Below are 21,084 nucleotides of genomic sequence, written 5' to 3' on the forward strand. Positions count from 1 at the left end.
TCATAGTTTGAGATAGGCGTAATAACATTTATGTGACCACTTAAGACTGGGCTGTATAACTATCTTAAAGCACAAATTTAGCTAGGGTTAGTATGAATAGTGAGAAAAAACAATATAAAAATGTAGCTTTGATTACTGCTAGAGGTGGTTCTAAAGGCTTAATCAGAAAAAATGTAAAGATTTTAAACGGGATGCCGTTAATTGGTTGGACCATAAAAGCAGCGCAGGAATGTACTGAAATTGATAGGATCTTTGTATCAACTGAAGATCAAGAGATAGCAATGCTCAGCTCAGAACTGGGGGCTGAAATAATCGACAGGCCGCCAGAATTGTCCGAAGATCACTCTACTAGTCAGGAAGTAGTTAAACATGCAATAGGTTGGCTAGAAGAACACCAAATAGAATATAGCAACATTGTCTTATTGCAACCTACCTCTCCTATGAGGACGGGAAAGCATATAACTGAAGCAATCGGCATAATGGAGACGAAGAATGCTGAATTTGTTATTAGTGTATTTGAGCCTAAGTACTCACCAACTAAATCGTATGTTGAAAAGCCTGACGGCTCAATAACCGGTATTCTTCATAGCGATGCTCCATATATGCGAAGACAAGATCTGCCACGGTCGTTTCAACCCAATGGTGCGATCTATATCTTTTCCGCCTCACAATTTAAGGTGTTCGACCATTTCCCTAAAACTGGTGTATTTCCGTTTTTGATGTCAGAATACGACTCTATTGATATAGATTCAATCGATGACTTTAAAGTAGTAGAACAGAGACTTAAGGATATTAGAGATGACTAGTCCAGTATTTGAGATTTCCGGTCGTAAAGTAGGTTTAGATTATGATCCATTGGTAATTGCGGAAATCGGAATTAATCATGAAGGTTCGTTGATAGTCGCTAAGGAAATGGTAGATGCGGCAATAGAGGGCGGCGCTGAAGTTATAAAGCATCAGACCCATATCGTTGAAGACGAAATGAGTGGTGAAGCTCTGGATGTGATACCAGGAAATGCTAAACAATCCATCTATGAAATTATGGAGCGATGCGCATTAAATGAAGAAGATGAAACTGAGTTAAAAGACTACGTAGAAAGTAAAGGGGCAATCTTCATTAGCACACCTTTTTCTCGGGCTGCAGCTCTTAGACTAGAGAGAATGAATGTACCTGCTTATAAGATAGGGTCTGGAGAATGTAACAACTACCCGCTTCTTGAACTCATTTCTAGCTTCGGAAAACCAATAATTCTCAGTACAGGCATGAATGACATACCGTCGATCAAAAAGTCGGTAGAGATTTTTCGAAAGCACGGTACACCATTTTGTCTACTTCATACAACAAACCTATACCCAACGCCCGATCACTTGATACGCATTGGTGCTATGGTAGAGCTTCAAGAAGCGTTTCCAGATGCCGTTGTTGGTTTGTCTGACCATAGCATTGATAACCTAGCATGCTTAGGAGCGGTTGCAAACGGAGCTTCAGTTCTTGAAAGACACTTTACAGACAGTAAGGAGCGTCCTGGTCCTGACATCGTATGTTCTATGGACACAAAAGAGTGTGCTGAATTGATAGCCCAATCAAAGCGAATGTCTAAAATGCGTGGCGGTCAGAAGGGTGCAGTAAAAGAAGAGCAAGTTACAATAGATTTTGCTTATGCTAGCGTAGTGACGATCGCTAATATTTCTAAGGGAGAAAAGTTAACTCGCGAGAATATATGGGTAAAACGTCCCGGTACCGGAGATTTTCTTGCAGAGGACTATGAGTCTTTACTCGGTCGAGTATCTACAAAAGACCTGCCTACAAATGTTCAAATTAAAAAGACCGATTTAGAATAAAGTCTTTTTAGTTATATAGTATTATTGGCAATATAAACAAAATGATAGCTACAAAAAGTAAAAATTTAGCTATCATTTTTATTTCGATGTGATATTTAGTTTTGGATATATTGATTTTTTGAACTAATGATATCATATCCAGATATTGCGACTATAAACAATACGCTTAGATTTTTCTAAGCAAACATAAAAATTCAATAATGCGAGTTGTTCGTCACTGAGTATGCATATATTCGACTATGGAAAAATATTTTTTATATTAAAAATGCAGATGTTGAATTGTATGATATGAGTTTTAATAATTTACTGATTAATTAATAGGCACAGGTTTAATTACATGCACTACTATTGAGCGGTGGTGTTATTAGCTTTTGTTATTGCCTAACTAATAGTCATTATATGATATTTTATTTAGGAAACATAACATGAAAAAAATACTTTTTCTAACTGGTACTAGAGCGGACTTTGGCAAACTGAAAAGTTTGATTAGAAAGACAGAAGAAAGTGATTCATTAGAAGCTCACATATTTGTCACTGGAATGCATTTGAGTCGTGTTCATGGGATGACAGCACTAGAGGTAGAAAAGGCAGGCTTTAAGTCTATCTATAAATATATCAATCAATCGCCAAATGATACTATGGATATAGTACTTGCAAAAACAATATCTGGTCTCTCTGACTATGTTCAAGAATTGCAACCTGATATGGTTGTAGTACATGGTGATCGCGTAGAAGCACTAGCAGGAGCAACAGTGGGTGCTCTAAATAATATATTGGTATCTCATGTGGAAGGTGGTGAAGTATCTGGAACCATAGATGAACTGATAAGACACTCGGTTTCCAAAATGTCACACGTACATTTTGTAGCAAATCAATTTGCGAAGAAAAGGTTAATACAATTAGGAGAGAGTGAGAGCTCAATTCACGTCATTGGTTCCCCAGATATCGATGTGATGTGCTCCAAGGATTTACCAAAGCTAACTGATGTCAAAAAACACTATAATATTGACTTCGAAGATTATTCAGTATTTATGTATCATCCAGTTACTACAGAAGTAGAGAAAGTTAAAACTAATATTAAAAATTCGATAGATGCTTTGATAGATAGTGATGATAATTATGTAGTTATATATCCAAATAATGACCATGGTTCACAATACATAATAGAAGAGATTAAGCGCTTAGAAGGGAATGAAAGATTTAAAGTTTTCCCTAGTATTAGGTTTGAGTATTTTTTAACCTTATTGAAAAACTGCCAGTTGATGATAGGTAATTCTAGCGCAGGCATAAGAGAAGTTCCTTTCTATGGTATACCAAGTATTAATCTAGGTTCCAGGCAAAATAACAGGTCTAATGCTGAGAGTATTCTTAATGTTATTGAGGATAGAGATGAAATTATTAAGCAAATAAAGATACATAAAGCTAGGAAATTTGAGCCTCATTTAGAGTTTGGTGAAGGCAAAAGCGATATGTTATTTTTAGACTGTCTGCTTTCAACCAAGACATGGGATACAAATAAGCAAAAAACGTTTAATGATATAGATGGTGCTTAACTTTTTTTGTAAATTTTTGATTGGTGAAATCATATGGGAAAATCTAAGAAAGAACTACTTCTAGTATGCTATGGAGGAGGTCATGTTAAAATCATGGCCGCTTTGTATTTATCTCTTAGAGAGGAATATGACGTATCAATTTTAGCTTTAACTACTGCAGCTAATTACCTAAAAGAAAGAAATATACCCTATTTAACTTTTGCGAGTTTCGACGCACTTCTTACGAAGGAAGTTATTACAAATGGTAAGTTGCTACTCAATAATCTAGTAGGAAACAACGTCGACAACGACGAAAGTGTTGCATACCTTGGTGTTTCTTTTACTGAAATGGTAGAACGAGAGGGAAGCTTTGATCTAGCAATCGATAAATTAAACAAGCAAGGGCGCAGCTGTTTTTTACCAAAAAATGCTCTCAAAAAAATACTAGAAACATTGGCACCTGACTTAGTCTTGACTACCAACGTACATCGTGCAGAAATGGCTGCTTTGATGTCTGCCAAAGAACTTGGAATCCCTTCTGTATGTATCAACGATAACGTTTGGATCGAAGGTGGTGTTAAGAAGTTTGCTGTAGAAAACATATGTGACTACATATGTGTCTTGAGTGATGAGGTTAAGAAAGCGATAATAGACAGCTCAAGCTTCCCTCAAAATAATATTATTGTGACAGGGACACCCGTCTTTGACAATATAAAGCGACTACGTAAAAGTAGTAGAAAGAGCGATATAATAACAGTTTTGCTTGCCGATTGTGAACTTCCTGAAAAGAATCCTCGATTTAAAAATGCTACTGGGGATCCTAATTTTGAATTTGAAGTTAGAGACGCATTGAATGAGTTAGGAGCGAACCCTGAGTTCCAAGTAATCTTCAGGCCGCACCCTAATCAAGTGTATGACTACAGTGCTTATGAGAATATTCGTTGCTCAACCGGGGAAGAGGACCTGCATAAACTGCTTTCAGAAACTGATGTAGTTGTAACTGCAATTAGTACCGTTGGAATTGAAGGTATAGCAATTGGATGTGGCTTGGTTTCTTTAGAAAACACAGTCTATAGTGCTGCTGGTTCTTACGAAAAATTAGGTTTTTCGACAGGAGTTACAAATGCGGATCAACTTCATGTTGCAATTGTTGCTGAAGTTAATAAGCCAAAACAGTTAACTAGAAATTTATATGAAGGGCTTTCTACTATAAATATAACCAAATTGATTGAAAACATACTAAGCACTAAAAGTTACAACGAACAAATACATAAATAATAGTTATAAATAGGGTTTTCACTTCGCTTACTTTCCATTGGAAATATTGTTTTATAGACTACTTAAATCTTTATTATCTTCTATTTCGATGTGTCAATTATAACTAACTTATAATAATTTTAAGAGCGCCAGACCTATTTAAGAAATATCAATGGTGATATTACTTGGAGTTTTTAACTAATTCTCATTATTAATGGTGTTGTTGAAAAAGTGATATCTTTACGATAAATATTTTTAACGAGAATATTAATTTTCGTAAGTAATTCAAAAATCAAAGGGAATCTATGAGAATTTTACTAATTGGGGAATTTAGTTCATTACATTATAATTTAAAAAAGGGACTTGAGGAAATTGGACACAGCGTAACACTCGCTTCCAATGGTGATGGTTTCAAAAACATACCTAGAGACATCGATTTGAACGGTACTGGCGGGAAGATAAGAAGGAACTTAATTAAACTCTTTCGTACAACTAAAACCATTTTAAGTGCAAGTAAATATGATGTAGTTCAGGTAATTAATCCATTTTGCCTATTCGGTCAAGCAGAAGTTAACTATCTGTTGATGAGATTATTACGAACTCGAAGTAAAAATTTATATTTGTTGGCTGCTGGATGTGATGCTTATTATTGGCGATATTCTAGAAGTAAATTACGCTATGGCCCTTTCGATGAAACTTTATTATATGATCACAAGAAAACTAAACACTTTCTCTCTTCTGATAAAGCTCTTATAATTAATGAGAAAATAGTAAAAATAGTAGATGGAATTATCCCAATAATGTACGAGTATTCAGTCGGATACGAAGGGACAAAAAATAAGTTAGCCACTATTCCTATTCCTATAGACATAGGTAGTATTGATTATCAACAAAATAGGTTTGACGAAAAGTTGGTATTTTTTCATGGACTAAATAGATATGGATTTAAGGGTACCAAACATGTGGAACAAGCCTTTGAAGTATTGAAAAATAAGTATGGTGATAGCGTTGACTTTATTATCGAAGGAAACATGACATTGGAAGATTATTTAGCCTTGATGTCTAGAACCAATGTCATTGTGGACCAAACAAGTAGTTACTCTTTAGGCTTAAATGGTCTCTACGCTTTAGCTATGGGCAAAGTAGTACTGGGAGGGTCTGAACCTGAATCTTTAGAGGAGCTTAATATAGAAACTAGTCCAGTGATGAATATTTTACCAAATTACGAAAACATAGTCGGAGTTATAGAAGGCATTATTACAAATAAACAAATGATTGAAAGTGCTAGTTTGAAAGGAAGAAAATTTGTTGAGAAGCATCATAATTACGTAGGTGTCGCTACGAAATATTGTGAGGTATGGAATGACGATATGACTAGTAGAACGTTAATGAGTTAATATTGTGAAAGTAAGTAGCAAAGAAAATTTAACAATTTTAACTAGCCTTTTGTTTTCTTTATATGTTTTCTTAACATTAAGGCCGGTGCTAATAGCTAGTTTCCCTTTTCAGGAGAAGATATTTTATTTGACAATTTTTTGTCTGTTAGTGCTGTTATTAGCCTTTAGCAATATTATAAGAGCTGATGTTAGTAATTATGGACTTGTTTTCTTTATCGTAGGTTTGACAATATTTGTTTACCTAGTGAAGGATCATCGACCCATTTGGTTTGTTTTTAATTTCCCTTTATTTCTATTGTTACTGGTATTTGACAGAAATATTGCAAGAATTATGGCCTTGCTATTTTTGAAATTGATATCTACCATTCTTTTCTTAGGGCTAATTGTTCATGTAGCACTACTGTTAGGTGTCAGTTTACCATCATTCAATATATTACACACGGCAGGAGATATAAACGGAATTTATTATGAATCATACATTTTTTCAAACTATGCTGTACACAATGGTATTGTGAATTACCGTTTTTCTTCAGTATTTGATGAACCTGGATTGGTGGGCACAATGTGCGCTTTTCTATTATTCTCCCTAAGTTGGAAGCTAAATTCTTGGTACTCTAAAGTTATTCTATTAAGCGGCATATTCTCTCTGTCCATGGCTTTCATAATTTTATCGTTTGTTGGTTTCTTATTAGTAAACTGGAAGCGCTCGATAAAACAAGCACCTATATTCTTAATGTGTATAGGACTATCTTTCGTCGCCATAAAATATATATTTGGTGTAAATAGTTCGATCTATTACTATACATTTGGTAGGCTTTTAAGTTCGAATTTTGATAATAGAAACGTTGGATTGTTCGTCGATATGTGGAGTTACTATATAGATAATATGTCATTATACGCATTTATTTTCGGGTCTGACTTATCTTCTTTGAACATGAACACAGAGAGTTACTCAATATTGTTGTTTATTCATGATTACGGATTTGGAATAATATTTTTAATTATCACTACATCTATTATAGCGTTCTCAAGATATTTGAGGAAAGTTTCTTATTTAATTCCTTTTACAGTTATCTGGTTACTTTCAATGTACCAGAGACCAGATTTATATAGGCCGATTTATATAACTTACGCAGTGATATTTTCCTTATCGTCTGGAGGTTTTCTAGGACAGGAAAGTCATAAAAAGGATAACAATAAATGATAAAGAGTATACGATAATGTGCGGAATTTACGGTGTTGTAAAACGTGAAGGGTATATAAGTAAAAGCTTGGCCGATAAAATAAATGAGTGTTTTTTAAGTGAAATGGGTCATAGAGGACCGGACAGCGAGGGCTGTTTTTTATCAGAAGATAAGAAAGTTTTGTTGGGTCACCTTAGGCTTAGCATTATTGATATTTCTGGTGGAGTGCAACCCATGTTTGACTCAGAAGGATCTATCGCACTAGTGTTTAACGGAGAGATTTATAATCATAATGATTTAAGGTCAAGCAGTAATTATCAATATAAAACAAAGAGCGACACTGAGGTCATTATTTCTGAGTTTCTCAGACGAGGAGAGAGTTTCTGTAATAATCTAAATGGCATGTATGGATTAGCCTTGTTTGATAGTTTGGAAGGTGCGATCCATTTAGCCGTTGATCCTCTAGGTATCAAATCAGTTTATGTCTACAAAAGTGAAGGATTAGTAGTTTTTTCATCTGAGTTATTAGCACTGTCCAAATGTTTAAAAGAACTGTTCAGTGTGGAGTTGATACCAAATAAAGAAGCCATGTTAGACTACTTGTACCATGGAATGTTTATAGGTGAGTCGACAGGCATTAAACAAATAACTAAACTTTTACCTGGCACAATCTTAACCTTGAGGTCAGATAGTGTACATTTAGTAGAGCATTCAATTGAATATAAGTCGGATATAGATACGACAAAACCACTTGATATATACATCCGAAGCGCCATAGAAAGGCAGGTCATGTCGGATGTACCAATATGTTTGTTTTTAAGTGGTGGAATAGATTCAACTCTATTAGCAGTAAATTTAGTTCGGCTTGGATATAACATTAAATGCTTTACTTTCTCGTTCGAAGGAAATGATGGTATTGATGAATCATCTTACGCATTACAGGTAGCGGACCAACTTGGCTTAGATTGCGAAGTAGTTAGTATCAATAAAAGCGAACTAAATAACTATTTTATGAAAGCGATTGATTTTTCGGACGAACCAATATGCGATTTTGCACTCATTCCACTTTTAAAACTTGCAGAACAGGCATCTTTTGAACATAAGGTCTGTATAGTTGGTGATGGAGGTGATGAATTATTTTACGGTTATACTCATCATAGGTACTGGTGGTTGAAGGTATTGATGTCAGCTACGTCCAAATGGAATATTCACATTCATCGATTATTCAATAAGTTGTCTTATAGATTAGAGCGTAATAAGCATCCGATTGGTCGAAAGCTGTCCTTGTTGTTAAAAATGTGTAACCCTTTTACGATTAGTTACGGTCCTTTTAGCAATTGCGAGTGGCTATTAAGTAACGATGTTAAACGTCACCGACTGCGCAATCTAACCGATCTTCTTAATTGTGAGAGAGAAAATTCATTAAATAGAAAACTACTTCAGAAAACAGATCGAATAACCATGAGGAGCAGTATGGAAGCTAGGGTTCCTTTGTTAGATTTAGACTTGTTAGCTAAGGCTTCTACATTCAAAATGAGAGATTGTTTGAATTTTAATGTTGGAAAAACACCGCTTAGGAAACTCCTATCTGTATCTGGAATATTAAATAAAGATTTGGTAGAAAGAAAGAAACAAGGTTTTAGGACTCCTTCTCAGGATTGGTTAAAAGGGGATTTAGGTAGAGAAATAGAAAGCATCGTAAGAAATAGCCAAAACATTCAAGATTTAATCACACGCGACTCAATTGATAAATTGTTCTCTGAGCACTATGGTGAAATTAGAGATAACTCTCAGAGAATACTCGCGCTGTTTTCCCTTGCTATGTTTTGGAAAAAAATCTCGTCTTAAATAAACAAAGTGAGAAAAGATACTATAAAATGAATATACTACACATGAGATCTGAGTATTTGGATAACGGTCCAGGTACGCAACCGCTTAGAATCGCGCAGGAGTTCAAGAGAAGAGGGCATGATTCGTTCTTCGCTGGCGCTAAAGGTATAATGGATCAAGCAATAAAGAAATCTGGTTACGATTTTATAGAAGTCCCAGAATTAAGTCGTAATAAAAGAAGCCCAATAAGTTTCTTTCGATCGGTGTATAAAATATCGAAGATAATTAAAGAAAATAATATATCGATAATACACAGTCACAATGCGGCTTGTAGTTTCGTTGCTTATTTTGCCTCGTTGTTTTGTAGGTCGCATAAAATAAGGATTGTTCGTAGTGTTAGAGGCGTTGAATTAAGACCGACACATCAATATAGAAACTTATTATATAGGTTCTATCCTGCTACGTTACTTGCTGTGTGTGAGTACGCAAAGACTAAACTTATAAGTTTAGGGGCTTCTGAAGATAATATTATAGTAACATATAACGGTGCAGATTTGACCCGATTTGATAGGGAAAAGTTGTCTTATGAGCACATGAGGGATCAATATAACGTCCAGAAAGATGAGATATTAATAGGGCATGTAGGTGCTTTTTCTGGTTGGAAAGGGCAAGAAGTACTGGTTGAAGCTCTGCCAAGTTTGAATTTGTCAACTGATATGAAAGTGAAATTAATGTTTGTAGGTGATGGGCCTGCAATGACTGAAGCTAAAGACAAGGTTTTAGAGTTAGGCTTGGAATCTCAGGTCATTTTTGTAGGAAGGCAAATGCAGTCCGAGGTGTATCACATGGCATTAGATATTTACTGTCAACCGTCTACCGAGGGAGAATTATTTCCTAACGCAATTGTGGAAGCGTTGGCGCTCGGTAAACCCTGGGTTGGAAGTGATATTAGTGGTCTTTCTGAACTAACAGATAATGGGCGAGCAGGCACTGTGGTAGAGCCAGGAAATGTAGAAGCTTTGGCTGATGCTTTGAAGCCTTTAATTCTTGACGAAGAGCTAAGACGGAAAATGGGTGATCGAGGATATGCACTAGTTTTGGATAAACTTACTATTCAAAAAGTGTGCGATAGAATCAGCGTAGCCTATGGCTTGTAAAAACTCTCATTAAATTGGCGTTATATTAGTATGTCCAAAAATAAGTATTTTAATTATCTGTTCATAACGAATAATCCAGAGATTGCAAAGTATGTTGAAAGTTTTGGTGTTAATCGGATATTTATAGATCTCGAGCGCTTGAATAAATTAGAACGGCAAGGCCATCTCGATACCGTAATTAGCAAGCATAGTTTTGATGATATCAAGGTTGTTAAGAGTTCATTAGAAAAAGCTGATGTGCTGGTTAGGCTGAACCCTTTTAATAGGGAAACTAAAGAGGAAATAGAACTTGCAATTGAAAATGGTGCTGACATTCTAATGTTACCTATGTTCAGAACCATTGAAGAAGTAACTAAATTTGGAAAGATAATTGATGGGCGAGTGAAATTTATCCCGTTGATCGAAACACAGGCCGCAGCATCAATAGCAAAAGAACTAGATGATTTGGATTGCGTAGATGAGCTACATTTTGGTTTGAACGATCTTCATCTTGATATGGGTCTTAAATTTATGTTTGAACCTCTTGCCAATGGGCTAATTGATTCTTGGACTCGAGAGTTACGTAAACCTTTCGGTATTGGTGGGATTGCAAGGGCAAATGAAGGGATAGTTTCTGGAGAAGCAGTAATGGGCCAACAGGTTAGGCTCGGCTCTAGTGGAGTCATTTTGTCGCGGTCTTTTCACATGAGAAGCCAAAATTTAGATGAGTTAAAGAAAAGAATTGATTTCGAGGCTGAGCTTAATAAATTGGAACTTATAAGGTCTAGATGTTCTGATTACGATAAGACAACGCAAGATCTAGAGTACTCAAATTTTAAACAATTAATTTCTAATATCATAAAGGGGTGATGTGTTGAAAAGACTCTTCGATATTTGTTTTTCTTTGGTGGCACTGTTTTTCTTTTGTCCAGTGTTGTTGCTTATTTCTATTATAGTGAAGCTTGATGGAGGTCCCATTGTTTTTAAACAAAAGCGTGTGGGGCTTAACGGTAAGGTTTTCTTTATTTATAAGTTTAGGAGCATGATTGTTGATGCCGACAAAGTAGGAGGCTATTCGACCCACAGGGGAGACCCACGAATTACACCCGTAGGTAAATTCTTAAGAAAAACAAGCTTGGATGAACTCCCTCAGTTCATTAATGTACTCTTTGGCGATATGAGTATTGTGGGGCCGAGACCAAACGTACCGCAACAACAGTCAGAATATACCACGGAACAATGGGAGATTAGAAATAGTGTCCTTCCTGGTATAACAGGCCTTGCTCAAGCAAAGGCTCGCTCAGTAGATTCCTGGGAAAAACGATGGGAACTAGACTATGAGTATGTACAAAAACTATCGTTTTCTTATGACCTTAAAATCATTATTCTAACAATCAAGCAACTATTATTTAAAGGCAGTTATTAATCAATGTGTGGAATATTCGGATATTATGATTTGACCAAAGAGTCTATGAGTTTTGACATGTTCAAAGCAATGGGTGACTCGATAAGGCATAGAGGACCAGATGGGCAAGGTATTCACTATGACCACAACCAATACTTTGCTTTGGGAAATCAGAGGTTAGCAATATTAGATTTGGAGCATGGGGATCAACCTTTTTACTCCGATAGTAAGGATATCATTGTTGTTCAAAATGGTGAGATTTTTAATCACGTCGAACTTGCCAACCAACTCGCTGAAGATGGTTATCCTTGTAAGACTAATTGTGATACTGAAACTATACTCAGATTGTATGAACGTGACGGAATTTCTGGTATTTCATCCCTCAACGGAATGTTTGCAATAGCTATATACGATAAACGTATTGATGCGATGTTTTTGATTCGTGATCGTGTAGGAGAGAAACCATTACACTTTTGTCTTGATAATAATCGTTTAGTATTTGCATCGGAAATAAAAGCACTATTGAAGGCAGTAACTCAAGTGAAACTTGATGAAAAGGCCTTGCATGAGTTCTTGTCTTTTAACTATGTTCCCATGCCTAATACAATGTTTTCTGGTGTTTTCCATGTTAAACCTGGTCACTATTTGAAGGTCGATACGAAAGGTGTTGAAGAAGCAAAGTGGTGGGACCTTTCGTCAATTACCCAACAAGCTAGGTCAGAGACTAGTTGGATAGCTGACTTTAACAGTATTTTAGAAGACTCGGTTAAAATAAGATTGAGATCTGACGTTCCATTTGGCGCCTTTCTTTCTGGTGGAGTCGACTCTAGTTCTGTCGTTGGCATTATGTCCAAGCATATGAAGCAGAAGGTAAAAACATACTGTATCGGGTTCAATGATCCTAAGTACGATGAATCCCCTTTTGCTGAAACCGCAGCAGAACGATTCGGTACCGAACATAAATTAAGGAAAGTAGAACCTAACTTGCTGTCAGAGTGGTCTAAGGCAACTTATCATTGTGATCAACCTCATGGTGACGTTTCTTTTTTGCCAACACTAAAGGTAGCTGAACTAGCTTCTGAGGACGTGAAAATGGTTTTAACTGGCGATGGTGCGGATGAGCTCTTTGCTGGTTATGACAAGTATAAGGACTTCTTTCATAATCATGACACTACTAAGTTAGATTCAGACGATTTTGCTAAGTTGTACGCAAAAAATATTTCATTGTTTACGAAAAATGAGTTAAACACCCTTTTAAAAAATAGTCCAGAATCACACCCTGACTACTGTCAGGAGAGAGTAAAAAGTCTAATTGACGAAGTTCCTCACATGGATAGAGTCAACCAAGCGCTGTATATCGATACCCAGTTACTATTATCCGGAAATAATTTGGTTAAACCAGACCGGATGGGAATGGCTGTATCTATTGAAAATAGAGCTCCATTCCTCGACTACAGAATGATAGAGTTGGCATTTTCCATGCCAGGCGAATTGAAACTATCAGATGGGGAAACCAAATATATCTATAAAAAAGCTGTATCGCCGCTTATTGGCAGTGATCTCGCTTACAGAAAAAAGCAAATGTTTACGGTACCTGTAGGAGAGTGGTTTAAAGATTCAATGAAAGAGTATTGTAAAGAGTTGTTATTCAGTGCTGATTCTGTTTTAAAGAATTACGTTAATGAAGAAGAAGTTAGCGATCTATTTGAAAAGCATTGCAATAACATAGAGAATAACACAAGGAAAATAAGGGCACTGCTCGCGCTTGAACTTTGGTGCAGAGAGTTCCTTTCTGACGATATAGCCATTCGTTAGGGGCCTGTAAAAAATTAAGTGTAACTGTTAGGGTTACACTTAATGAGACTGTCATAAATTCTACGAAATTACCTAAACTAAGCTGTAAAGTCTAAAAATACGCAATATGAACAAGAGAGAACTTGAAGCTTTTGCTAAAGAAGCACTAAAACCAATTAAATCCCCTTAAGATTTAACTGAGTTCAGACAAATGCTCAAGAAAATGACTGTTGAGGCGTCACTCAATGCTGAGATTGGTGCGCACCTTGGTTACGATAAACATCAACTCTCTAAGTCGAAGGTGGATAATTTGTACTTGGCACTTCTTTAACTAGTTTTGGCTCGTTAGAGCCAAAACTAGTTAAAGAACATCAATCACGATTTACCTCTATGGTTGATAAAATCTCGTGACTTTATGTCTAAGGCGTTAGTGCACGTGGCATCGTAATTGCTTTCGACGCGTGGTACGGCGCGGAGATGTCACCTAGACACGTACTCTCGAGTGACAAATGCGCTGAAAAAAGAAATAGTAGACTGGCAATCTAGATCCGAGATTCCGCAGCCAATTCAGGAGTAACTGCTTCATATAGTCTACCAAGAAGCCTGAGTAGCCGAGCTTGGTGCTCTTGAATGCCTGTTATTAAGCTCTGGCCACTGTATTCAAGAGTGTCTATACCTTCCAATTTCAAGAACATCCGACGTGCTGTTGTTTGCTTGTATTTTTGTTCTTCACCATAAGAATTCGTCGGTCGCCATCAGTTACTTTCGGATCTCGTGCTCTAAACTCGCGTACGCGAGAAGGCTAAGAGTCATGATTATCAGCAACGCTTCGGTCCGTTGAGGCTTCTTCAGAAAAATGGATGACGTTAGAAATTCTGGGCTTTTTAGTAAATGAAAACCACACTCTACTTTCAGTGTGATTTGTAATGCTCAAGTAACCCTGCCATTGTGTCTGTATCATTGGCCGCGAGTAGAAACATTCCCACTTTAAGCTTAGCCAGTTCGACTTTTTCTAGATCGGTAAAAGGCGTAGCTTGAATAAAATACTAATGTCCTGTGGGCTTCGCCCTTTTTTAGGGCGACCACTGTCGTGTAGATGGGTTCTTTGAGGATACTAACTTGCGCAAAACTAAGTAAGTGGCACTGACTCGCAAACTCGTCCATTGCTTGCTCTGCATCAATCGTACAAGCAAACGGTTTTTTAGTGGGTTGGCTTAGGTTTTTTAGTTCTTTGGTGATGTTTTTATCTAAGCTTTTGTAGAAGCTTACTGCTTTTCGTTTAGTTGCTTGCTCACTATGAACTAACAACTACTTCTGATTCACTGAGCCATAGTCAGCGTCGAGCCAACAGCCAGAATAGTCGTTATCAATAGAGCTTAACTGCTCTGGCTCAAGGGACAGAAAGGCTTGCTTGACCGACTTAATCGTCATTGGAACACGGGTGATAAACTTCTGTTTTTGCTCATCCAGTGAACGGATGCTCTCTTCAGTATACAATGTTGCATCCGCGATGAAGTAGCGACTGTTCTGAGCGACCTTTAAACAGTGAATATGTTGCTTAGTCACACCTGAAAACGCTTTAGCATCATTCGTATCGCCAGTGAGTGCCTGAATGTACACGGGCAGACCTGCTTGATTCTCATATATTAACTCAAGCACGACTTGGTTTAGCTCTGGACCATGATCTCGACTGTAGCCTTTGACTAGTTTAATGGCATTAATGTCTTCGTCCTGTCCATACTCACCATCCACATGGAAGCTAGTGATATCAAGGTGAACAGAGCCCGTTTTAAGTTCAAGTTTATCAACAACATGCTCAGAAATGGCTTGATATAGAGCGGATACATTCGCTTCATACAAAGCATTCACCGTGCGACCAAGCACACCTTCAGTTAAATGGTGGGCTAGATATCTTTGGCTAGCAACTTGCCGACAGGCTTAGTCTCAAAGAAGGCAGTTAACATGTGCAGCGTTCTACTGTGAAAACCTAAACCATTTAAAATCATCGCTAAGACAGCATTTCCATGTAAGACGCTGTGTTCGAGTACTTAGGAATGATACGGTCGATAATGCCGGGCAATCCGACTCCATGGCAGAAAGCAGCGATTAACCCTAAGTAATCTAGACGTTTAATGACAGATTGAGGAGCAGACATAATTAGCGCCCGATAAATAACAACAATAGTTCAAAGCTGGGGTCCACAGTCAAAAGTTATCTGGTAATAACCGCTATAAACGAACAATGATCACACTATTTAAATTCTCAAATCAGCTGCGGGATGATGGCTTAGAAGAGTTGCGGCTATTTTGGTTTAGCTGATCTTCTAGTTCGGCAAGCTTATTCCATAAAAATGGATGATATCCGTCGCCTCTTCAGGCGAATTGAAATCTGGTTACGAAGGTAATGTTTACTTACTCATACCTCCGGATTGCCACCACTAAAAGATCACTCAAGTCAAATATGGGATCAAATTAACCTCGTCACATAACTTTGCTGTCAAGGTCTCGCAGTTGAAGAGTTACCAAGCAAGCAGTAAGAACTAATATATCAATTAGTGGATAACTGACCTTTGCTGACTGCCTTGGGTTAGCTAGTGTATGAAAACGCTTTGTAAAGATATCGGCCATCTTACTCTCTCCAAAAGAGAGTATAAGCTCAAACCTAAATTTTATCTTCAAATCAATCGTGTTAAGTGATCACAAAACATTCGTGATCTCAACCTGTCCCTCACCGCTAATTATTCAACAGTACCATTTATTCAGTTTAATGCTTTGTAATATTTATTTTTTTGCCGACCAAACTAAGTCACCAATCCCATCTGTAGGGTTAAATTGAGTTGGTGCGTCAAGCAAAATCTGACGAATAGCTTGATGATCAAAGTTATGACACGCTTGATTTAGGTTTTCAACAAGACATTCGAATTCAGCTTCGGTAAGGGACTCTTCATTGGCTGTCATTATGCGGCAATGCGCAGTTTTTTCTACGTTGTCACCAATTAAAAGCTCTTCATAAAGCTTTTCACCGGGACGAAGGCCTGAGTAATCTATTTCAATATCACCAAGTGGCTGTTCTTCAGTTTTTATATCTAGCCCTGACAGATGAATAAGGTTTTTAGCTAAGTCAACAATACGAACTGGCTCTCCCATATCTAGTACAAACACGTCCCCACCTTTGCCCATTGCGCCAGCTTGTATTACGAGTTGAGCTGCTTCAGGAATGGTCATGAAATAGCGGATAATATCGGGGTGGGTAACAGTAATAGGGCCACCTTGGGCAATTTGTCTCTTGAATAATGGAATCACTGAACCAGAAGATCCGAGTACGTTACCAAAACGTACCATGCAAAAGCGTGTAGTGTGACTCGTTTTCTGAGAAAGCGCTTGCAGAGACAGCTCTGCTACTCTTTTCGTCGCCCCCATTACGTTGGTAGGACGCACTGCTTTGTCCGTAGAAATTAAAACAAAGGATTGCACATTAGCTTTTATCGCAGCTTGTGCCGTATAGTAAGTGCCGAAAATATTATTCCTAACCGCTTCAATAACATTATATTCAACGAGTGGAACATGCTTATAGGCTGCCGCATGGTAGACCGTATTCACTTTAAAGGCTTTCATTACAGTGGTGAGACGGTTCAGTCTTTGAATTGAACCGAGAATAGGATAGACCTTAGTATCCAATTGCTGTGTTTCTATCAGGTTTTGTAGCTCTCTATCTATTTGGTAAAGAGCAAATTCTGATGACTCGAATAGAACTATGCATGCAGGTAGTTGCTGAATGATCTGGCGGCAGAGTTCTGAGCCAATAGAGCCACCAGCACCGGTTACCATGACATTTTTTCCTTTGATGTTTGCTTCCATCAGCGATTGCTGGGGAGCAACAGGATCACGTCCCAATAAATCCTCGATTGCTACGTCTTTCAGTTCATCGATTTTCGCTTTACCAGAAACAATATCCCCCATATCAGGGATGGTTAGGACCTCAGCTGAAAGATGAACTAATTCATCAAGTATCTCTTTTCTTCTGGCCCTAGAAACGCTCGGAATTGCTAACAAAACTTGCTGAACATTGTACTGGTCTATCTGCTTTTCGACATTGGCTATTTTGAGTACTTTTAATCCCATCATAATGGTGTTTTCAAGTGTTTTATCTTGATCAATAAATCCTACTACTTTGTGAGTTTCAGATGAGCGAAGGGCTAATGCTAACTGACGCCCTGCAGAACCAGCACCATAGATAAGTACATTCTTTCTATTCTTATCAAATGACTGACTAACTAGAACTCGAATAATTAGGCGGCTACCACCACAACATAAGGCGAGGAAAGCGCCATATATAATAGGAACAGAACGGGGCACATCTGAGTTGAAGTAATAGGCAAGAAGACCGATAGATACTGTAGATATCAAAGTACCTAGGCTTACGACATACAAAGCATGAAACGTAAGGTACCTCAATACGGCGCGATACAGCCCAAGTTTGGTGAATGCAAATATTGTTATGATTGCCGTACCGAGAAGCACGTTGTGATTGTCATACTTAGGTAGCCACATTAAATCCCCGAGACGAGCCCAGTGAGCTGCGTAGTATGACGAAATAATGAAGAACGAATCTACAAATACGCTGATAATGCGTTTTGAAATTCGTGGTAAATTCCATATGTATTTAAGTTTGAACATTGAAGTACATCTTTTGACAATCCAACCGTGATTTTAACGTCAAAAGGAGTTGTTGTCTGTAGGGGAGAGAGTAAATAATGCTCGATCAAATGTCAGAAGATATGCGTCAATTCAACAGTTTGTAAATTATTCCAACTAATGGAGTTGTGTTCAAAGGAAAAAGTAGCCCGATAGTAGATATCGGGCATGAATTTGTTAGCTAGACTGTTATGACTTAACCCTTATGGAGGGCAAATTTATTAGCTTAAGGTTAAATGAGTTTAATACCCCATCAAACTCAACAAGTTCTCAGCAGTCTCAATCGCTTCCTTTCTATTGGCTATATTCAATTTCTGATACAAATTACGGATATGCGTCTTAATCGTAGTCCCTGCCACATCCAACTCTTGGGCAATTTGCTCGTTGCTAAAACCAGAATAGATCAAGTTTAGTACCTGCCATTCACGCTGGGTGAGGGGACTGGTACGAATCAGCTCTGGGATATTCGGGTGGTTTACTAGCTGGTTAACGAACTCTTCGTCAAAGTGGACGGCGCGGCTGCGTTGTTTGTTGCCGATTTCTTTGAGTAGTTGCAATGCGCGGTGGCGTTCAAGGTCACCGAGTTGCCCTTTGTTAACGAGTTTCTCTAGAAGTTTGTTGATACTTGCACCGTCTACAATAAAGTTGCCTAGCATGCCAGTTTGGTTGGTCATGCTAAGGGCGGTTTTTAGTTTCTCGCTGGCGGTCACGTCATTATCGAGTTTGATATTGAGTACCGTCTCGACAATTAGATTGCGGTTGATGTCTGTTACCAATCCGTGAGTGTGCGCTTGTTCTTGTAAGAAGGCGATGGTGTCTTGCGCTTCTTCTAACATATCGCAGGCAATTTGCGCGCGAGCGATGTTGCGCAGTTGCAGTTGATTAAAGTGGTTGGTCGCATCGGTTGGCGTTTCAGTCTGAATCAGCCAGTTATGAATTGCCGTGATGTCTTTGCTCGCTTGCCAGTACTGGATTTGCGAGAAAGAAGCATTCGCTGACCAATCGACGTGGTAGTTTGATTCAGCGAGTAGCGCTTCAATGTTTTTCACGAAACGGCCTGCTTTATCCAGTTCACCTCGGCCCATTGCTACTCGAACCAACATAGAATAACTATGGAGATGACCACTAGGCTGGTTTGCCAACACGTCGATGCCTTTGTATGCAGAAAGCTCTGCATCGTCTAATCGGTTCCAGCACCATTGGATTTGAGCGCGGGTTCTTAATAAGTGCTCATGCAATGGCACTTGCTGAAAGTGGTGTTCTTCGATGACCTTAAATGCCTGATCTTGAAGCTCATAGGCCGCTTGAATGAACCCTTGAGCGATTAAGATTTCGCTTTGCTGAATCAATGCCCACAATACATGGTGGAATACCTGATATTGACGAGCGAGTTTCTCAGTTTGCTGCATCATAGGTAGGGCGCGATCTAAACGGCCTAACACGTGGTTAACCTCACCAATGACAGAGGTGCCTACTATACGGCTTCTAAAGTCGTTGTTGTCGATTTGGCTTAATGCTAGTTCCGCCAATCGAAGTGCTTCTTCTGGCTTACCTTGGTTGATCGCTACTTGCGCTCTAAGCGCTCTGACTTGACCTTGCTCTTTAATCGATAGTGGGATGTTTCGCTTATCAAGCTCAAGTTTCGCTTCCGCTAGTAAGTCACCAACGGTGTTAAATCGGTGCTGGCTTTGTGCAAGCCAAGCTCTTAAAAGCGGTAGCTTGGCTGTTTTGTAAAGTTGATCGGTGTCCAACTCTGCAATAGCTTTTTCTAGCGTGGTTAATTCACCACTGTTAAACATCTTCCAACCATGCTCTTGCATGATGCTAGCGCATAGTTCTGAGTCTTTTGCGCGCTGTGCATGCACCAGTGCTTGGATAGGACGGTCGTGTTTAAGCCATGATTGAGCCGCTGCAGTTTGCAACGCAACTTCCTGCTGGGGAAGGTGAGTATGGCGTTGATGCGTCAAAAATTCACTAAATAGGTTATGGAAGCGATACCAACTATTTTCACTTGATGCAGTGCTTAGAAATAAACCGTACTTGTTGAGGTTGTCTAGCATGCTCAGAGCATCTTCGCGACCTGTCACATCAATGATCAACTGGTCACTAAAGTTGTCTAGTACAGAACATTGCATAAGAAATTCTTTGGTATCGGCATCAACGAAGTCAAACACTTCCTCTGCAAGGTAGTCCCACAAATGGGTATGATTAAACTCGCTGATATTTTGCAATGATTGCTGGATAGGTTTGTTTTGTTGCAGGGCTTGCACAGCAATTAACTGCATGGCTGATGGCCAACCTTCTGCATAGGTTCGCAGGTCATCGGCGGTAGTCTCGTCGATTTCTTCCTTCATGCGCATATTAAAGAAGCGTGTCGTCTCTTCTTTGTCGAACGCCAGCAAATCGTCATCAATTTCGATCATCAGATCGCGCACACGAAGGTTTGCAGTGCCCAGTGGCGGGTTAGAGCGACTGGTGACGACAACTGTTAGGTTATCTGGCATGTGCTTAATAAAGAAGCGCATTGCCTCGTGGATCTCTTCATTGTTAATGAAGTGGTAATCATCTAGCACTAAATAGGTTTCATGTACGTTGTTGGTTAGCTCACCAAAAATTTCACCAAATAATGTATGCAGGGAAGAGTATTGTCTCTTCTCGATTAGAGCCTGAGAGTTAGTGCAGGCATTATCCGTTGCCTTATTAAGCGCTTGGATGAAGTAGTTTATAAAGCGGTAACTGTCGTTATCACTTTCATCAAGGTTGTACCAACCTACATGAGCTTTGTCTGACAGCCATTGTGCTGCCATTGTGGTCTTGCCATAACCCGCTGGAGAGCGGAGTAATACTAACTTATAGAAAGGTGCTTGCTGGAGTAAATCCAAAACACGAGGACGTACAATTGCATTGTGAAGGCGTCCAGGGCGAGTCAGTTTTGATGGGATCCACATGGTTACTTACCTATTTGTTCTTTATTGTTATTTTTGGCTAGCCAATTTTAATTGTTTTTAGTATT

At 38.5% G+C, this 21,084-nt stretch carries 12 protein-coding genes and 2 pseudogenes; 10 read left to right on the forward strand and 4 right to left on the reverse strand.

Annotated elements, in window-relative coordinates:
* The first annotated feature begins 92 nt into the window (after nt 1-92).
* The 10 genes from OCU46_RS18175 to asnB (OCU46_RS18220) all read left to right on the forward strand — a co-directional run bounded on the left by OCU46_RS18175 (nt 93) and on the right by asnB (OCU46_RS18220) (nt 13,398).
* On the forward strand, nt 93-806 hold the full coding sequence (locus OCU46_RS18175) for an acylneuraminate cytidylyltransferase family protein (RefSeq protein WP_141272376.1): 714 nt from the start codon (nt 93-95) through the stop codon (nt 804-806).
* A complete protein-coding gene (locus OCU46_RS18180; RefSeq protein ID WP_141272374.1) occupies nt 799-1,842 on the forward strand; it encodes an N-acetylneuraminate synthase family protein in 1,044 nt (347 codons plus the stop codon). The genes OCU46_RS18175 and OCU46_RS18180 overlap by 8 nt, the downstream gene beginning before the upstream one ends.
* Before the next feature lie 425 nt (nt 1,843-2,267).
* On the forward strand, nt 2,268-3,395 hold the full coding sequence (neuC, locus tag OCU46_RS18185) for a UDP-N-acetylglucosamine 2-epimerase (RefSeq protein WP_141272372.1): 1,128 nt from the start codon (nt 2,268-2,270) through the stop codon (nt 3,393-3,395).
* Between the two features lie 33 nt (nt 3,396-3,428).
* Nucleotides 3,429-4,652: a UDP-N-acetyl glucosamine 2-epimerase gene (locus OCU46_RS18190; RefSeq protein WP_141272370.1), complete on the forward strand. Its 1,224-nt coding sequence runs from the start codon at nt 3,429-3,431 to the stop codon at nt 4,650-4,652.
* Between the two features lie 284 nt (nt 4,653-4,936).
* On the forward strand, nt 4,937-6,028 hold the full coding sequence (locus OCU46_RS18195) for a glycosyltransferase (protein WP_141272368.1): 1,092 nt from the start codon (nt 4,937-4,939) through the stop codon (nt 6,026-6,028).
* Nucleotides 6,029-7,248: 1,220 nt separating this feature from the next.
* The gene (gene asnB, locus OCU46_RS18200) at nt 7,249-9,060 is read left to right on the forward strand and encodes an asparagine synthase (glutamine-hydrolyzing) (protein ID WP_141272366.1); all 1,812 of its coding nucleotides are present in this window, start codon (nt 7,249-7,251) and stop codon (nt 9,058-9,060) included.
* A gap of 29 nt (nt 9,061-9,089) precedes the next feature.
* On the forward strand, nt 9,090-10,199 hold the full coding sequence (locus OCU46_RS18205; RefSeq protein WP_141272364.1) for a glycosyltransferase family 4 protein: 1,110 nt from the start codon (nt 9,090-9,092) through the stop codon (nt 10,197-10,199).
* A 30-nt stretch (nt 10,200-10,229) separates the two neighbouring features.
* Nucleotides 10,230-11,048 (forward strand): aldolase/citrate lyase family protein, encoded by an 819-nt coding sequence (locus OCU46_RS18210; protein WP_141272362.1) that lies wholly within the window; start codon nt 10,230-10,232, stop codon nt 11,046-11,048.
* Between the two features lies 1 nt (nt 11,049).
* A complete protein-coding gene (locus OCU46_RS18215) occupies nt 11,050-11,604 on the forward strand; it encodes a sugar transferase (RefSeq protein ID WP_141272360.1) in 555 nt (184 codons plus the stop codon).
* 57 nt (nt 11,605-11,661) lie between these two features.
* Complete coding sequence (gene asnB, locus OCU46_RS18220; RefSeq protein ID WP_244311440.1) at nt 11,662-13,398, forward strand: asparagine synthase (glutamine-hydrolyzing); 1,737 nt, start codon at nt 11,662-11,664, stop codon at nt 13,396-13,398.
* A gap of 521 nt (nt 13,399-13,919) precedes the next feature.
* Here the strand turns inward: asnB (OCU46_RS18220) and OCU46_RS18225 are convergent.
* The 4 genes and pseudogenes from OCU46_RS18225 to malT form a co-directional block, all read right to left on the reverse strand.
* Nucleotides 13,920-15,532, reverse strand: a pseudogene (locus OCU46_RS18225) (IS1634 family transposase).
* Between the two features lie 112 nt (nt 15,533-15,644).
* A pseudogene (locus OCU46_RS20270) lies at nt 15,645-15,692 on the reverse strand (hypothetical protein); the annotation flags it as partial.
* A gap of 465 nt (nt 15,693-16,157) precedes the next feature.
* Nucleotides 16,158-18,053, reverse strand: a complete 1,896-nt coding sequence (locus tag OCU46_RS18230) for a polysaccharide biosynthesis protein (RefSeq protein ID WP_208733568.1) — start codon at nt 18,051-18,053, stop codon at nt 16,158-16,160.
* Between the two features lie 260 nt (nt 18,054-18,313).
* On the reverse strand, nt 18,314-21,019 hold the full coding sequence (malT, locus tag OCU46_RS18235) for an HTH-type transcriptional regulator MalT (RefSeq protein WP_141272356.1): 2,706 nt from the start codon (nt 21,017-21,019) through the stop codon (nt 18,314-18,316).
* Nucleotides 21,020-21,084: the final 65 nt, after the last annotated feature.

This window comes from Vibrio comitans, from assembly GCA_024346835.1.
In the GTDB taxonomy this organism is placed as follows: Bacteria; Pseudomonadota; Gammaproteobacteria; order Enterobacterales; family Vibrionaceae; genus Vibrio; species Vibrio comitans.

Coding starts and splice junctions, on each gene's coding strand:
- OCU46_RS18175 (WP_141272376.1), top strand. CDS start 93: ATGAATAGTGAGAAAAAACAATATAAAAATGTAGCTTTGATTACTGCT.
- OCU46_RS18180 (WP_141272374.1), top strand. CDS start 799: ATGACTAGTCCAGTATTTGAGATTTCCGGTCGTAAAGTAGGTTTAGAT.
- neuC (WP_141272372.1), top strand. CDS start 2,268: ATGAAAAAAATACTTTTTCTAACTGGTACTAGAGCGGACTTTGGCAAA.
- OCU46_RS18190 (WP_141272370.1), top strand. CDS start 3,429: ATGGGAAAATCTAAGAAAGAACTACTTCTAGTATGCTATGGAGGAGGT.
- OCU46_RS18195 (WP_141272368.1), top strand. CDS start 4,937: ATGAGAATTTTACTAATTGGGGAATTTAGTTCATTACATTATAATTTA.
- asnB (WP_141272366.1), top strand. CDS start 7,249: ATGTGCGGAATTTACGGTGTTGTAAAACGTGAAGGGTATATAAGTAAA.
- OCU46_RS18205 (WP_141272364.1), top strand. CDS start 9,090: ATGAATATACTACACATGAGATCTGAGTATTTGGATAACGGTCCAGGT.
- OCU46_RS18210 (WP_141272362.1), top strand. CDS start 10,230: ATGTCCAAAAATAAGTATTTTAATTATCTGTTCATAACGAATAATCCA.
- asnB (WP_244311440.1), top strand. CDS start 11,662: ATGTTCAAAGCAATGGGTGACTCGATAAGGCATAGAGGACCAGATGGG.
- OCU46_RS18230 (WP_208733568.1), bottom strand. CDS start 18,053: ATGTTCAAACTTAAATACATATGGAATTTACCACGAATTTCAAAACGC.
- malT (WP_141272356.1), bottom strand. CDS start 21,019: ATGTGGATCCCATCAAAACTGACTCGCCCTGGACGCCTTCACAATGCA.